Origin of the sequence: Xanthomonas euvesicatoria pv. euvesicatoria (assembly GCF_020880415.1) — a bacterium.
GTDB lineage: Bacteria > Pseudomonadota > Gammaproteobacteria > Xanthomonadales > Xanthomonadaceae > Xanthomonas > Xanthomonas euvesicatoria.
In genome coordinates this window covers 19,493-34,365 of the sequence record NZ_JAJIUJ010000110.1, presented here as the reverse complement: position 1 = coordinate 34,365, position 14,873 = coordinate 19,493, and the positions used below count along the sequence as shown (strand labels likewise).

General features: G+C 64.5%; 14 protein-coding genes and 1 pseudogene. All 15 read left to right on the top strand.

Annotated features, from left to right (window positions below; translation table 11 throughout):
* A partial coding sequence (locus LN450_RS18945; protein ID WP_228892344.1) for a YadA-like family protein occupies window positions 1-183 on the top strand: 183 nt, incomplete at its 5' end.
* Window positions 184-406: 223 nt separating this feature from the next.
* Window positions 407-2,290 carry a diffusible signal factor-reguated S8 family serine peptidase gene (locus tag LN450_RS18940; RefSeq protein ID WP_011348583.1) on the top strand — a complete coding sequence of 628 codons (1,884 nt, stop codon included), beginning with the start codon at window positions 407-409 and terminating at the stop codon, window positions 2,288-2,290.
* Window positions 2,291-2,419: 129 nt separating this feature from the next.
* On the top strand, window positions 2,420-4,147 hold the full coding sequence (gspE, locus tag LN450_RS18935; RefSeq protein ID WP_011348582.1) for a type II secretion system ATPase GspE: 1,728 nt from the start codon (window positions 2,420-2,422) through the stop codon (window positions 4,145-4,147).
* A 175-nt stretch (window positions 4,148-4,322) separates the two neighbouring features.
* Window positions 4,323-5,540 (top strand): type II secretion system protein XpsF, encoded by a 1,218-nt coding sequence (xpsF, locus tag LN450_RS18930; RefSeq protein ID WP_011348581.1) that lies wholly within the window; start codon window positions 4,323-4,325, stop codon window positions 5,538-5,540.
* A gap of 269 nt (window positions 5,541-5,809) precedes the next feature.
* Window positions 5,810-6,241: a type II secretion system major pseudopilin GspG gene (gspG, locus tag LN450_RS18925; protein ID WP_003490502.1), complete on the top strand. Its 432-nt coding sequence runs from the start codon at window positions 5,810-5,812 to the stop codon at window positions 6,239-6,241.
* Window positions 6,242-6,250: 9 nt separating this feature from the next.
* Entirely contained in the window at window positions 6,251-6,760 is a 510-nt protein-coding gene (gene xpsH, locus LN450_RS18920; RefSeq protein WP_011348580.1) for a type II secretion system protein XpsH, read from the top strand.
* Entirely contained in the window at window positions 6,757-7,173 is a 417-nt protein-coding gene (gene xpsI / locus LN450_RS18915) for a type II secretion system protein XpsI (protein ID WP_008576216.1), read from the top strand. The genes xpsH and xpsI overlap by 4 nt, the downstream gene beginning before the upstream one ends.
* Window positions 7,170-7,805: a type II secretion system protein J gene (locus LN450_RS18910; RefSeq protein ID WP_005920740.1), complete on the top strand. Its 636-nt coding sequence runs from the start codon at window positions 7,170-7,172 to the stop codon at window positions 7,803-7,805. The genes xpsI and LN450_RS18910 overlap by 4 nt, the downstream gene beginning before the upstream one ends.
* The gene (locus LN450_RS18905; protein WP_005913507.1) at window positions 7,802-8,653 is read left to right on the top strand and encodes a type II secretion system minor pseudopilin; all 852 of its coding nucleotides are present in this window, start codon (window positions 7,802-7,804) and stop codon (window positions 8,651-8,653) included. The genes LN450_RS18910 and LN450_RS18905 overlap by 4 nt, the downstream gene beginning before the upstream one ends.
* Window positions 8,650-9,771 carry a PilN domain-containing protein gene (locus LN450_RS18900; protein ID WP_005913509.1) on the top strand — a complete coding sequence of 374 codons (1,122 nt, stop codon included), beginning with the start codon at window positions 8,650-8,652 and terminating at the stop codon, window positions 9,769-9,771. The genes LN450_RS18905 and LN450_RS18900 overlap by 4 nt, the downstream gene beginning before the upstream one ends.
* Complete coding sequence (gspM, locus tag LN450_RS18895) at window positions 9,755-10,408, top strand: type II secretion system protein GspM (RefSeq protein ID WP_005913511.1); 654 nt, start codon at window positions 9,755-9,757, stop codon at window positions 10,406-10,408. The genes LN450_RS18900 and gspM overlap by 17 nt, the downstream gene beginning before the upstream one ends.
* Window positions 10,398-11,195 (top strand): type II secretion system protein XpsN, encoded by a 798-nt coding sequence (xpsN, locus tag LN450_RS18890; RefSeq protein WP_011348579.1) that lies wholly within the window; start codon window positions 10,398-10,400, stop codon window positions 11,193-11,195. Before gspM ends, xpsN begins: the two co-directional genes overlap by 11 nt.
* Window positions 11,192-13,483: a type II secretion system secretin GspD gene (gene gspD / locus LN450_RS18885; RefSeq protein ID WP_039418121.1), complete on the top strand. Its 2,292-nt coding sequence runs from the start codon at window positions 11,192-11,194 to the stop codon at window positions 13,481-13,483. Before xpsN ends, gspD begins: the two co-directional genes overlap by 4 nt.
* 29 nt (window positions 13,484-13,512) lie before the next feature.
* Window positions 13,513-13,854, top strand: a complete 342-nt coding sequence (locus LN450_RS18880) for a hypothetical protein (RefSeq protein WP_127170345.1) — start codon at window positions 13,513-13,515, stop codon at window positions 13,852-13,854.
* 112 nt (window positions 13,855-13,966) lie between these two features.
* Window positions 13,967-14,796: pseudogene (locus LN450_RS18875) on the top strand (glycosyltransferase family 2 protein).
* Window positions 14,797-14,873 lie beyond the last annotated feature (77 nt).

The following is a 14,873-nucleotide window of genomic DNA, read 5'->3' as shown; positions in this document are numbered from 1 at the left end:
GCCAGCGTGGCCGGTATCGCCTCGCAGAACCGCATCGGTGCCGGTGTCGGTTTTCAGAACGGTGAGTCGGCGTTGTCGGTGGGCTACCAGCGTGCGATCAGCCCGCGCGCCACCCTCACCGTGGGCGGCGCACTCAGCGGCGACGACAGCTCGATCGGCGTGGGTGCCGGTTTCGGCTGGTAAGGCGTTCTCGCATCAAGCGCGGCGGCGCCAGGTGCGCCGTCGCGATCTGCAAGGCCTGAGGGGGCGGGCAAGGACCGTGGCTGGGCCGGCCAACGGATTCGCATGGAGTGATGGCCGTACCAGGGGTGGCCGACAAGGACGCAGCGCACCGCACCGCGGCTACGCAGCGATTGCGCCGGCTGCGCCAAGCCTGATTCACGAAAAATACGAAGAGGACTTCACCGTGATCGACAAGAATTTCCGTCTCAACCCGCTGACCGGCGCCATCCTGATGATGGCCCTCGGTGCCTCTGGCACGCTCGCTGCCGCCCCCAAACTGCTGGTCAAGGAACCGACCCAGGCAGCCCCGGCCGGCGCAGCGTTCGGTAGCCGGTTGATCGTGCGCTACAAGGACAATACCGCCGCTGCAACCGATCGCAGCAGCAAGCTGAGCGCCGTGCAGGCCGCGGTGGGCCGCGTTGGCGCCAGTACCGGCGCGCGCAGCAGCGCTGCCGCCGCCAAGGCGACGTATGTGCGCAAGCTGGGCATCGGCTCGGACCTGATCAAGCTGTCCAGCACGCTGACCGCCGCGCAGGTGGACAAGGTGGTGGTCGAGCTCAAGAACGACCCATCCGTGGCCGACGTGCAGATCGACCGCATGCTGCGCCCGATCGATATCAGCAAAAGCCTGCCTGCCACCGACGTGAGCCCGCAGCTGGTTCCCAACGACCCGTTCTACGCCCAGTACCAGTGGCACCTGAGCAACCCCAACGGCGGCATCAACGCACCGGGCGCCTGGGATCTGTCGCAGGGCGCAGGCGTGGTGGTGGCGGTGCTGGATACCGGCATCCTGCCGGATCACCCCGATTTTGCCGGCAATCTCCTGCAGGGCTACGACTTCATCACCGACGCCGAAGTCTCGCGTCGTCCCACCGATGCGCGCGTGCCGGGCGCACTCGATTACGGCGACTGGGAAGAGGCCGACAACGTTTGCTACGCGGGCTCGCAGGCGCAGGAAAGTTCCTGGCACGGCACCCACGTTTCAGGCACCGTGGCCGAGGCGACCAATAACGGCGTGGGCATGGCGGGCGTCGCGCCGAAGGCGACCATCCTGCCGGTGCGCGTGCTCGGCCGTTGCGGCGGCTACACCTCCGACATCGCCGATGCGATCGTGTGGGCCTCCGGCGGCAGCGTCGACGGCGTGCCGGCCAACACCAATCCGGCCGAAGTGATCAACATGAGCCTCGGGGGCGGCGAGCCCTGCGATTCGGCCACCCAGCTGGCGATCAATGGCGCGGTGTCGCGCGGCACCACCGTGGTGGTCGCGGCCGGCAACAGCAGCGAAGATGCGGCCAACCATTCGCCGGCCAGCTGCAACAACACCATCACCGTTGGCGCCACGCGCATCACCGGTGGCATCGCCTACTACTCCAACAACGGCAGCAAGGTCGACCTCTCTGGTCCGGGCGGCGGCGGTAGCGTGGACGGCAATCCGGGCGGTTACGTCTGGCAGGCCGGGTACACCGGTGCGACCACGCCGACCTCCGGTAGCTATACCTATATGGGTCTAGGCGGCACCTCGATGGCCTCGCCGCACGTGGCCGGCGTCGTGGCGCTGGTGCAGAGCGCAGCCATCGGTCTGGGCGATGGCCCGCTGACCCCGGCTGCGGTCGAAGCCCTGCTCAAGCAGACCAGCCGCCCCTTCCCGGTGACTCCGCCGGCCAGCACCCCGATCGGCAGCGGTATCGTCGACGCCAAGGCCGCGCTGGAAGCCGTGCTGGAGGAGCCGTGCGACCCGGCCACCGAGAGCTGCGCGCCGAGCGCCATTGCGCTCACCAACAAGGCGCCTGTTGCTGGATTGAGCGGTACCGCCGGCAGCTCCACGCTGTACAGCTTCGAGGCCAAGGCCGGCGCCGTGCTCAGCTTCATGACCTACGGCGGCACCGGCGATGTGTCGATGTACGTCAGCTTCGAGGCCGAGCCCAGCGCCACAAGCTACGACGCCAAGTCGACCCGTCCGGGCAACAGCGAAACCGTGCGTTTCACTGCCCCCAAGGCCGGCACCTACTACATCAAGTTGGTCGGCGCGGCGAGCTACGCGAAGCTGACGCTCGTTGCACGACAGTAAGTAGCGAAATAGTGTGACCGATGCCCCCGGCCAATCGCCGGGGGCATTGTTTTTCAGGGCGTTTCAAATGCGTGCGGTTGATCGTCGCGGCAAACTGCTACAGTCGGCGCCGGACCAGTGGAGACGAGTGTGAACGCGGTTGCCGTCGATCCAATCGAGCATCGAAGTGCGGAGACGCGCATCGTCGATGCGCTGCTTGAACGCCGTCGTCTGAAAGACACCGATCTGCTGCGCGCGCGCCAATTGCAGGCCGAATCCGGCATGGGCCTGCTCGCCTTGCTCGGCCGTTTGGGTCTGGTGTCCGAACGCGATCATGCAGAAACCTGCGCTGACGTGCTTGGCTTGCCGTTGGTGGACGCACGCCAGCTCGGCGACACGCCGCCGGAAATGCTGCCGGAAGTGCAGGGGTTGTCGCTGCGCTTTCTCAAGCAATTTCATCTGTGCCCGGTCGGCGAACGCGATGGCCGGCTGGAACTGTGGATCGCCGATCCTTACGACGATTACGCCATTGATGCGGTGCGTCTTGCCACCGGCTGCACGTTGCTGTTGCAGGTGGGCCTGCGTTCGGAAATCGATGACCTGATTGAGCGCTGGTACGGCCAGGGCCGCAGTGCGATGGGCACCATCGTGGAAACCGCCGATGGCGATGCCAACAGCAGCGACGACATCGAAGCGCTGCGCGATCTGGCCTCCGAAGCGCCGGTGATCCGGCTGGTGAACCTGGTGATCCAGCACGCGGTGGAACTGCGCGCCTCCGACATCCATATCGAACCGTTCGAAAGCCGGCTCAAGGTGCGTTACCGCGTGGACGGCGTGTTGGTGGAAGGCGAAAGCCCGCCGGCCAAGCTCACTGCTGCAGTCATCAGCCGCATCAAGATCATGGCCAAGCTCAACATCGCCGAGCGCCGCCTGCCGCAGGACGGCCGCATCATGCTGCGCGTGCAGGGCAAGGAGCTGGACCTGCGCGTCAGTACCGTGCCAACTGCGCATGGCGAAAGCGTGGTGATGCGCCTGCTGGATCGCGAAACGGTGGTGTTCGACTTCTACAAGCTGGGCTTTACCGAAGACTTCTTGCCGCAGTTCCGCAAGGTGCTGGAGCAACCGCACGGCATCATGCTGGTCACCGGCCCCACCGGCTCGGGCAAGACCACCACGCTGTACACCGCGTTGAGCCAGCTCAACACCTCGGATGTGAAAATCATCACCGTCGAAGACCCGGTGGAATACCAGATCGAAGGCATCAACCAGATCCAGGCCAAGCCGCAGATCGGGCTGGATTTCGCCAACGCATTGCGCAGCATCGTGCGTCAGGATCCGGACATCATCATGATCGGCGAAATGCGCGACCTGGAAACCGCACGCATCGCGATCCAGTCCGCGCTCACCGGCCACCTGGTGCTGTCCACGCTGCATACCAACAACGCGGCCGGCGGCATCACCCGTCTGCTCGACATGGGCGTGGAGGATTATCTGCTCACCTCCACCATCAACGGCATCCTGGCGCAGCGCCTGGTGCGCAAACTCGACCTGGCCAACGCCGAGCGCTACGCCGCCTCGCCGGAAGAAATCGCCAGGTTCGACCTGCGTCGCCTGCAACCGGAGGGCGAGATCTTCCTGTATCGCCCACGTCCCTCCGCCGCGGCACCCACCGGCTATCTCGGCCGCACCACTATCGTCGAATTCCTGGTGATGAACGACGAATTGCGCCGTGCGGTGATGCGCCGTGCCGGCATGGGCGAAATCGAACAACTCGCCCGCCAGGCCGGCATGCGCACCATGTACGAAGATGGGCTGTCCAAGGCCCTGCGCGGCGAAACCACGATCGAAGAAGTCCTGCGCGTCACGGAGGATGCGTGATCGGTAAGGCAGCAGAAACACGCCTGGCAGGCACCGGACCAACGAACCGCCAGCACAGCCACCCGCCGGCTCTGCTGTGCGTGCACAGCGATGCGTGCGCGATGTCGCCAATACGCAGCGACGTGCTTTTCCCGATTCCCCAATCCCAATTCCACAATCCCGGCCTCCCAGCCTGATGCCCCTCTACCGTTACAAGGCCCTGGACGCCCACGGCGAAATGCTCGACGGCCAGATGGAAGCGGCCAGCGATGCCGAGGTGGCGTTGCGTCTGCAGGAACAGGGCCATCTGCCGGTGGAAACGCGCCTGGCCACCGGCGAAAACGATTCGCCGTCGCTGCGCATGCTGCTGCGCAAGAAGCCGTTCGACAATGCGGCGCTGGTGCAATTCACCCAGCAACTGGCCACGTTGATCGGCGCGGGGCAACCGCTGGACCGTGCGCTGTCGATTCTGATGGATCTGCCCGAAGACGAAAAAAGCCGGCGGGTGATCGGCGATGTGCGCGATACCGTGCGCGGCGGTGCGCCGTTGTCGTCCGCACTCGAGCGCCAGCACGGGCTGTTTTCCAAGCTGTACATCAACATGGTGCGCGCCGGCGAAGCTGGCGGCAGCATGCAGGACACGCTGCAGCGGCTGGCCGATTATCTGGAGCGCAGCCGTGCGCTCAGGGGCAAGGTGATCAACGCGCTGATCTACCCGGCCATCCTGCTGGCGGTGGTGGGCTGTGCGTTGCTGTTCCTGCTCGGTTACGTGGTGCCGCAATTTGCGCAGATGTACGAAAGCCTGGATGTGACACTGCCATGGTTTACCCAGGCGGTGTTGAGCGTGGGCCTGCTGGTGCGCGACTGGTGGATCGTGCTGATCGTCGTGCCGGGCGTGCTGGGGCTGTGGCTGGATCGCAAGCGTCGCAATGCCGCGTTCCGTGCATCGCTGGACCAATGGCTGCTGCGCCAGAAGGTGGTCGGCAGCCTGATTGCCCGGCTGGAAACCGCACGCCTGACGCGCACCCTGGGCACCTTGCTGCGCAATGGCGTGCCATTGCTGGCGGCGATCGGCATCGCGCGCAACGTCATGTCCAATCTGGCGTTGGTGGAGGATGTTGCCAATGCGGCCGACGACGTCAAGAATGGCCATGGCCTGTCGATGTCGCTGGCACGCGGCAAGCGCTTTCCGCGGCTGGCGCTGCAGATGATCCAGGTGGGCGAAGAGTCCGGCGCACTGGACACGATGCTGCTCAAGACCGCCGACACCTTCGAACTGGAAACCGCGCAGGCCATCGACCGCGCACTGGCCGCGCTGGTGCCGTTCATCACGCTGGTACTGGCCTCGGTGGTGGGTCTTGTCATCATTTCGGTCCTGGTCCCGCTGTATGACCTCACCAATGCAATCGGCTGAGAGCGGAGCTCTGCGCAACGGTGCAGTCTTCACCCAGCACAGCCGCTGCTCGGAATCGGCATGGCGCGCTCGTACACTGCACATCCCGCGCGTGTGCCGCGTCCAACGGCCAAGCGCGCGCAATGCCTTGTCAGCCACGCGCTTGACCGGGCAGCGTATTCACCACAACGTTCCGGTGACCGCACGACACCCATGCGGGAACCTTTGCAATGCCCGCCGTGTCATGTGTTGGCGGCAGCATCCTTCATCGACGTGCAAGGAAATCGTTCATGATCAAGCGTTCCATCACCCGCAGTCCGTCGCGCGCAGGCCAGGCCGGTATGAGCTTGCTGGAAATCATCATCGTCATTGTGCTGATCGGTGCGGTGCTCACGCTGGTCGGCAGCCGCGTGCTGGGCGGTGCCGATCGCGGCAAGGCCAATCTGGCCAAGTCGCAGATCCAGACGCTGGCCGGCAAGATCGAGAATTTCCAGCTCGACACCGGCAAGCTGCCGAGCAAACTCGATGACCTGGTCACCCAGCCCGGCGACAGCAGCGGTTGGCTGGGCCCGTACGCCAAGCCGGCCGAACTCAACGACCCATGGGGCCACGCCATCGAATACCGCGCGCCCGGCGACGGTCAGCCGTTCGATCTGATCAGCCTGGGCAAGGACGGCAAGCCCGGTGGCAGCAGTTACGACGCGGACATCAAGTACCAATAAGCGCTCGCCATGCGCGTTGCGTGTCAGCCGTTGCGTCATCGGCATGGAGTGGTCGGCCCTGGTCGGGCACGCGCGCGTGGCACCTCGTTGCTGGAGATGCTGCTGGTGATCGCGTTGATCGCAATGGCCGGCGTGCTTGCTGCCGCAGCATTGAACGGCGGCATCGACGGCATGCGCCTGCGCACTGCCGGCAAGGCCATCGCCTCGCAGCTGCGCTACACGCGCACCCAGGCGATTGCCACCGGCACACCGCAGCGGTTTCTGATCGACCCGCAGCAGCGGCGCTGGGAAGCACCCGGCGGCCATCACGGCGATCTGCCGCCGTCGCTGGAAGTGCGCTTCACCGGCGCGCGCCAGGTGCAATCGCGGCAGGATCAGGGCGCGATCCAGTTCTTTCCGGATGGCGCGTCCACCGGCGGGCGCATCGATCTGCAGGTCAAGGACGCCCGATGGCGTGTCGACGTGGGATGGATCACCGGTGAGGTGCGTTCGGGCCCCTTGCGGACGCCGGCGCCATGAAGCGTCAGCGCGGTTACACCCTGATCGAAGTGATCGTTGCCTTCGCGTTGCTGGCGTTGGCATTGACCCTGTTGCTGGGGTCGTTGTCCGGCGCCGCACGCCAGGTGCGCGCGGCCGATGAAAGCACGCGCGCCACCTTGCACGCGCAGTCGCTGCTGGCCGTGCAGGGCATCGACAAGCCGCTGCAGCCCGAGCAGCAACAAGGCACGTTCGAAAACGGCCACTTTCGCTGGTCGATGGACGTGCGCCCGTACGACGAGCCACGGCGCAACCCGCAGGCGCCGATGTCGCCCGGCGCGCACCGGCTGCTGCAATTGACCTTGGTGGTGCGCTGGGGCGAGCAGCCCAATCAGATGCTGCAATGGCGCACGTTGCGGCTGGTGGCGGCCAACACGCAGGGCAGCCCGCCATGAGCCGTTCGCGCAGCGCAGGCTTCACCTTGATCGAAGTGCTGCTGGCCACGATGTTGCTGGTCGGTGGGTTGGCGTTGGCGTTTGCCACCTTGCGCTCGGCCAGTGCGGTGAGTCAGCGCGGCGAAGCGATCGCACAGCGCAGCGAGCGCGTACGTGCGGTGGAAGAATTCCTGCGGCGGCGCCTGGCCGCCGCATTGCCGATCGCCATGGGCATCGATACGCAAAGCCAGCAGCCGATCCTGTTCATCGGCGAGCCGCAACGCCTGCGCTTTGCCGCAGACGTGCCCGATTACCTGGGCCGCGGCGGGCCGTATCTGCACGACCTGTCGGTCGCCGGCGATGGCGATCGGCGCAACCTGCTGATTGCCTTGACCATGCTGCAGTCCGGCAAGTCGATCGAAGAAAGCAGCCCGCTGCCGCCGGAGACCCTTGCCCAAGGCGTGCAACAGGTGAGTTTTCGGTATCGCGGCATGGATCCGCAAACCGGGCGCCTGAGCGCGTGGCTGCCGCAGTGGGAATGGCACGACCGCCTGCCGCTGATGGTGCGCATCGACATCCGCAGCGACGATGCCGCATGGCCGCCGATGGTGGTGGCGTTGCCGCAATCCAGCAACCCGGGGGCAGGGCAATGAGTCGTTCGCGCGGTGCCGCGCTGGTGCTGGTGTTGTGGTTGATCGCATTGCTTACCGCGATGATCGGTGCGTTCGCGCTCACCGCACGCGTGGAAGCGCTGCAGGGCAGCATGCTGCGCAACGGCGCGCAGGCGCAGGAGTACGCACGTTCTGGCCTGGAATACGCATTGTTTCGCTTGCAAGATGCCGACACCCAGGCACGCTGGCGCCCGGACGGCCGACGTTATCGCTGGCAGATGGACGATGCCAGCGTGGAGATTCGTATCACCGATGAAAGCGGCAAGGTGGATCTGAACATGGCCGAGCCCACCTTGCTCGCCGGTCTGGTGCGCGCGGTGGGCGGCGAGCAGGCCAGTGCCGGGCGCATCGCCGGTGCCATCGTCGATTGGCGCGATGGCGATTCATTGAGCCAGCCCGGCGGTGGCGCGGAAGATCGCGATTACGCCGATGCCGGGCTGCCGTATGGCGCAAAAGACAGTCCGTTCGAAACCCTGGGCGAACTGCGCCTGGTGTTGGGCATCGACGGCGAGCTGTATCGCAAGCTGTTGCCCAACGTCACGCTGTACAGCGGTCGTTCGCGGCCTGAAGCGCGTTTTGCGCCCGCCCCGGTGCTCACCGCGATGGGGCTGGACGCGCAGCAACTGCTGGCCCAGCGTGACGCGCCGCTGGGTTTGCCGGGCAGCGAGGCGACGGTCGGTGGGTCTGACACTTATAGTATCGAGAGCCGGGCGCGACTGAGTCAGGGACGCGAGGCCGTGTTGCGGGCGGTGGTGTCGACCAGCGCGTCCGCATTACCAGGGTCGGCCTATACCGTGTTGCGTTGGGAAGAGGGAGCAGCAGTGCAATGACCGCATGGCGGGACACCTTGGGTCGTATCGGCGTACGCGCCATGCCGGGAGCCGGAGGCTTCTGGCGTTGGTGGCAACAATCGCTGCTGGCCTGGCTGCCGCAGCGGTGGCAATGGCAGTTGGGCCTGTCGCAGGCACGCCTGCTGTTGCAACAGGATGGCGACACGCTGCAGTTGCTGCGCCAGCGCGATCACAGCTGCGACACCGTCGCCAGCCTGCCGTGGCCGGTGCATCCGCAGGAAGTCAATGGCTTGCTGCCGACAGCGCTTGAAGGCCTGCCGCGGCATTGGCTGTTGCCGGCCGCGCACGCCTTGCGCCGGCCATTGCGCCTGCCCGCAGCGGCAGCGGCGCGCCTGCAGGACGTGGCGCGTTTCGAGATCGATCGACAAACCCCGTTCACTGCCGACCAGGTGTATTTCGATGCGCGCGTGCTCGATGTGCGCGAAGACGGCCAGCTCGATGCCGAACTGGTGGTGGTGCCGCGACGCATGATCGATGGCCCGGCCGGTGTGCCGGACGCATGGAACAGCGCGCTGTCGGGCATCGATGTGACCGACGCCAATGGCCTGCCGTTGGGCGTGAACCTGCTGCCGCCGACGCGACGCCTGCGCCGCAGCGACCCGATGCAGCGCTGGAACCTGTTGCTGGCCGCCTCTGCGCTGGTGCTGCTGGCCGTTGCCGGCTGGCTGCTGCTCGACAACCGCCGCCAGGCCGCCGACGATCTGCGCGCCAAGGTGCAGGCCAACGCCGCGCGCGCGCGCAAGGTCGCTGCCGAACGGCAGCAATTGATGGACCTGGTCGAAGGCGCGCGGTTCTTCCAGCAGCAACGCGCCACCCGCCCGACCTCGGTCGAAATCTGGGACGAACTGAGCCGGCGCCTGCCCGGTGGCACGTATCTAGAAAAATTTTCGGTCGAAGGCGGGCAACTGCAGTTGATCGGATTGAGCAACGAAGCCTCTTCGCTGGTGCGTCGTCTGGAAGGCTCGCCGTTGTGGCGTACGCCGTCGTTGACCGGCGTGCTGCAGAGCGATGCCGGCCGGAATGTCGACCGTTTCACCATCACCGCCGAGCTTGCCGGCCCCGATGCGAAGGAGGCGGCCGATGCCACGCAGCGTTAAGCGCGATCGCTGGATCGCTTTGGGCCTGCTGTTGCTGGTGATCGGCGTGGCCTACCTGGTGCTGGTGCACCCATGGTTCACCCAACCGATGATCGCGGTGCAGGACGACCTGCAGGCGCTGCGCGAACGCGAGCTGCGCGTGCGCGTGCAATTGCAGCAGGCGCCGGAAGTCAGCAAGCGGCTGCAGCAGGCGCGGCAGACGCTGGAAAGCCGCCCGGGCTTCCTGCCGGAAACCTCGGCCGAACTCGCCTCCGCCGGGCTGGTGCAGCGGCTGGAACGCGCGGTGGTGGAGGCCAGTCCTGGCAACCGCAGCTGCGCCATCAGCAATCGCTCGCCGTTGCAGCCGGAGAGCAAGAACCGCTTCACCCGCGTGGCGGTGCAGGTGCGTCTGCGCTGCGGCACGCCGGAACTGGCCTCGGTGCTGTACAGCCTGGAAAACGGCACGCCGCGCTTGTTCGTGGACAACCTCAACGTGATGGCGCAGCGCTACCAGCTCTCGCCCAACGAAAGCGGCAACGGCCTGGATATCGCCTTCGAGCTGGCCGGCTATCTGCGCCCGGGCGCCAGCGCCGCACCGCTGAACAACGAGGCCGCACCTGCTGCCCCCAACGCGGCGGAGGCCAGCAATGCGCCTTGACATGATCGGCCTGCGCACCTGGCTGCTGGCCACCGTGGTCGGTTGGGCGCTGTTGGTGTGCGTGCTGGCCGTCGCCGGCCTGGGCAAGCGCGTCGAGCTGCTGCCCGACGACCCGGCGCTGGTGCAGCGTCTGCCCACGTTGCCGGCACCGGCGCCGGAGCGCCTGGGCCCATTCGAGAAATATTCGGAAATCGCCGCGCACCCGGCGTTTGCCGAAGACCGCCTGCCGCATCCGTTCTTCCTGTCCGGCAACGATGGCAGCAGCGCCGCTTCGACAGTACGCCTGACCGGCGTGCTGCTGACGGACAACTTCAAGATGGCGACGTTGACCCTGGACCCGCAGGATTCGGTGCGCGTGCAGCTGGGCGGCGAAGCGGTGAAAGGCTGGCGCCTGCTCGCCCTGCAGCCGCGTAGCGCAACCATCGAAGGCCCCAGCGGCACGCAAACCCTGGAATTGCATGTGTTCAACGGCCAGGGCGGGCAGCCGCCCACCGCCAATGCCGCCGCACGGGGTGCCGCCACTGCCACCCCGCCGGTACCGTCCCCCGACGCTGCCGCACTTGCCCCGCCGCAGCCGCCGCAACCGCAACCGGTCGCGCCGGTGCAACAGCAGCAGCCAGGCGGGCAGACACCGCCAACCGTGCCGCCGCAGCGCAGCGATGGCGCGCAGGAAGCCCCACGCCCCTCCGACGATCAGATGCGTGCCATCCGCGAACGCATCGAAGCCCGACGCCGCCAGCTGCAACAGCAGCGCCAGAGCGGCTCTACCCCCGGTCAGACCCAATGAGTGAACGCATGACGCCGCGCCTGTTTCCCGTGTCCCTGCTGATTGGCCTGCTGGCCGGTTGCGCCACCACTCCGCCGCCGGACGTGCGCCGCAACGCGCGCCTGGATCCGCAAGTCGGTGCTGCCGGCGCCACCCAGACCGCCGCCGAGCAGGCTGCCGATGGCAACGCCAACGCCAGTGCCAAGCCCAGTCCGGTGATCCGGCGCGGCAGCGGCACCATGATCAACCAGGGCGCCGCGTCCGCGCCGGCGCCCACGCTGGGCATGGCCAGCAGCGGCAGTGCCACCTTCAATTTCGAAGGCGAATCGGTGCAGGCGGTGGTCAAGGCGATCCTGGGCGACATGCTCGGCCAGAACTACGTCATCGCGCCCGGCGTGCAGGGCACCGTGACCTTGGCCACGCCCAATCCGGTGTCGCCCGCGCAGGCGCTGAACCTGCTGGAGATGGTGCTGGGCTGGAACAACGCCCGCATGGTATTCAGCGGTGGCCGCTACAACATCGTGCCGGCCGACCAGGCGTTGGCCGGCACCGTGGCGCCCAGCACCGCATCGCCCTCTGCCGCACGCGGTTTCGAGGTGCGCGTGGTGCCGCTGAAGTTCATTTCCGCCAGCGAAATGAAAAAGGTGCTGGAGCCGTACGCGCGCCCGAACGCCATCGTCGGCACCGACCCGGCGCGCAATGTGATCACCCTGGGCGGCACTCGCGCGGAGCTGGAAAACTACCTGCGCACCGTGCAGATCTTCGACGTGGACTGGTTGTCGGGCATGTCGGTGGGCGTGTTTCCGATCCAGTCCGGCAAGGCCGAGAAAGTCGCCGCCGATCTGGAAAAGGTGTTCGGGGAACAGAGCAAGACGCCCAGCGCCGGCATGTTCCGTTTCATGCCGTTGGAAAACGCCAACGCGGTGCTGGTGATCACTCCGCAGCCGCGTTACCTGGACCAGATCCAGCAGTGGCTGGACCGCATCGACAGCGCCGGTGGCGGGGTGCGGTTGTTTTCCTACGAGCTGAAGTACATCAAGGCCAAGGACCTGGCCGATCGTCTCTCCGAAGTGTTCGGTGGCCGTGGCAATGGCGGTAGTAGCAGTCCTACCTTGGTGCCTGGCGGTGTCGTAAATATGTTGGGCAATAACAGCGGTGGAGCCGATCGGGATGAAAGTCTTGGAAGTAGCAGTGGCGCCACAGGTGGAGATATAGGTGGCACGAGTAATGGTTCGAGTCAGTCGGGTACCTCTGGGAGCTTCGGCGGAAGCAGTGGCAGTGGCGGCGGCATGCTTCAGCTACAGCCTAGTACCAACCAGAACGGTAGTGTGACGCTGGAGGTCGAAGGCGACAAAGTTGGTGTTTCTGCAGTCGCTGAAACCAATACGCTACTTGTACGTTCAAGTGCGCAAGCATGGAGCTCCATTCGCGATGTGATTGAACGGCTCGATGTGATGCCAATGCAGGTCCATATTGAGGCACAGATCGCTGAAGTGACATTGACTGGTCAGCTGGAATACGGTGTTAACTGGTATTTCGAGAATGCAGTCAATGCACCTGTAAACGCAGATGGTACGGGCGGTGCTGGTCTCCCATCAGCTGCTGGTAGAGGTATTTGGGGGGATGTATCCGGTAGCGTTACAAATAATGGTCTTGCCTGGACTTTTCTGGGGAAAAACGCTGCCGCGATAATTAGTGCATTGGACCGTGTCACAAATTTACGCCTCCTCCAGACTCCGTCAGTTTTTGTGCGGAACAATGCAGAGGCTACACTCAATGTAGGTTCTCGAATTCCTATTAATTCGACATCGATAAATACGGGATTGGGTAGCGATAGTAGTTTTTCTTCAGTTCAATATATCGATACCGGCGTTATTTTAAAGGTTCGCCCGCGCGTCACTAAGGATGGAATGGTTTTTCTTGATATTGTCCAAGAGGTTAGTACTCCTGGAGCGCGCCCCGCAGCTTGCACTTCAGCGTCAACAACTACTGTCAATAGCGCTGCATGTAATGTTGACATAAATACTCGCCGGGTAAAAACCGAAGCCGCTGTCCAGAACGGAGACACAATTATGCTTGCAGGTTTAATTGACGATTCGACCTCCGACGGCAGTGCTGGGCTTCCTATCTTGAGCAAGCTGCCGGTCGTTGGCGCTCTTTTTGGACGTAAGACACAAAACAAGGATCGCAGGGAGGTTATTGTGCTGATCACTCCGTCAATAGTACGGAATCCTCAAGAGGCGCGTAACTTGACCGATGAGTACGGGCAAAAGTTTAAAGCAATGCAGCCACTTGAGAAGGGTAGATAGAATTAAGGTTGAGATTGAGATTGAGATTGATGCAGGGGTTGTTTTTAAATGGATGTAATGGAGGGCTTGCGATGTTTCTTGGCAAAAGATTCGGACTTGGTTTTACTCTGCTTGGGTTTTCTTTTTTTTCCGGCAATGGCTTGGCCCAAACATACGTGCCTGTCTATCAAGATTTTTATGGCACCGCGCGGTGGAACTCTTTAGAGATTGCGCTTGAAAAGGCACAATTAAATGCTATTGGTTATGCTAGGGTCAAGAACTTTGGCGAATGTGTATTTGTTGGTTATCAATGGTGGCGACCAAATACATACGACCCCAATTATTATGAGGTAACTGCAGCTTATACTTGTGTGCAGTACGTTAGAGGGTGATTTTTAAGATGAGGAGTGATAGTGCCCCTGGAAGGGGCACTATTACTTGTTGGTAAAATTATTTTTGATAAATTTTCATCACTTTTAAGACACGGATTCGGTGAGATCTGAGCTGCAACCGATTGTGCTAATGTCGATTGGCACCGACGACGAGGCGCTGGATGCGTGTCTGGGCGCATTGGATGCGGCCACGCCTGCAGGAACACGCGTGTGGCTGGCCGATGATGCGCAGGCCGGCCCGCGCGGGCGCGCAGTGATCGAACATTGGCTGGCACGCACGCCATTGCAGGCGCATTACACCCGTCGCCAGCGCATGCTGGGCGAGGTGGCGCATCTGGACGAAATGCTCAGCGCCTGCGGCGATGCCGACGTGGTGGTGCTGGGGTTGGATGCTTGCCCGTTGCCGGGGTGGTTGCGGCAGCTGACCGCGTGTTTTGCACGCGACGCCGCGATCGCCACCGCCACGCCATGGAGCAATGTGGGCGAGGCCTGCAGCTGGCCGCGGCTTGGCGAACTCAACCCCATGCCGGATTCATCCGAGCGGCTTGCGGCTGCCTGTGCCGCAATGCCGCCGCTGCACCCGGAACTGCCGTCGGCGATCGGGCACGCGGTGCTGTTGCGCGGAACGGCGCGGCGCAAGGCCGGTGGCCTGGACGCCAGCAGTTACGGCTCCTGGTACGCGGCGCTGGTGGATCTGAGCCTGCGCATGGGTGGGCTGGGCTGGCGTAATGTGCTGTGCGACACCGCCTTCGTTGCCTCCCCGCACGAGGGCCGCCCGGCCGAAGGCACGTGGACGCGCTGGCTACCCGCTGGCCGGCCTGGCATGCGCGCCTGGCCAATTTCCTCATGCACGACCCGTTGCGCGCGCAGCGCGACCAGCTGACGCAACTCCTGGCCCACCTCCCGCCACCGGACCTGCAACGCGCGTTGTTCGACGCCTAGCGTCGCCGCCGGAACGACCTGCCCACCGCCAGGCACGGTGATCGTCCGCAATCTACATGGATCACGCAGGCACGACG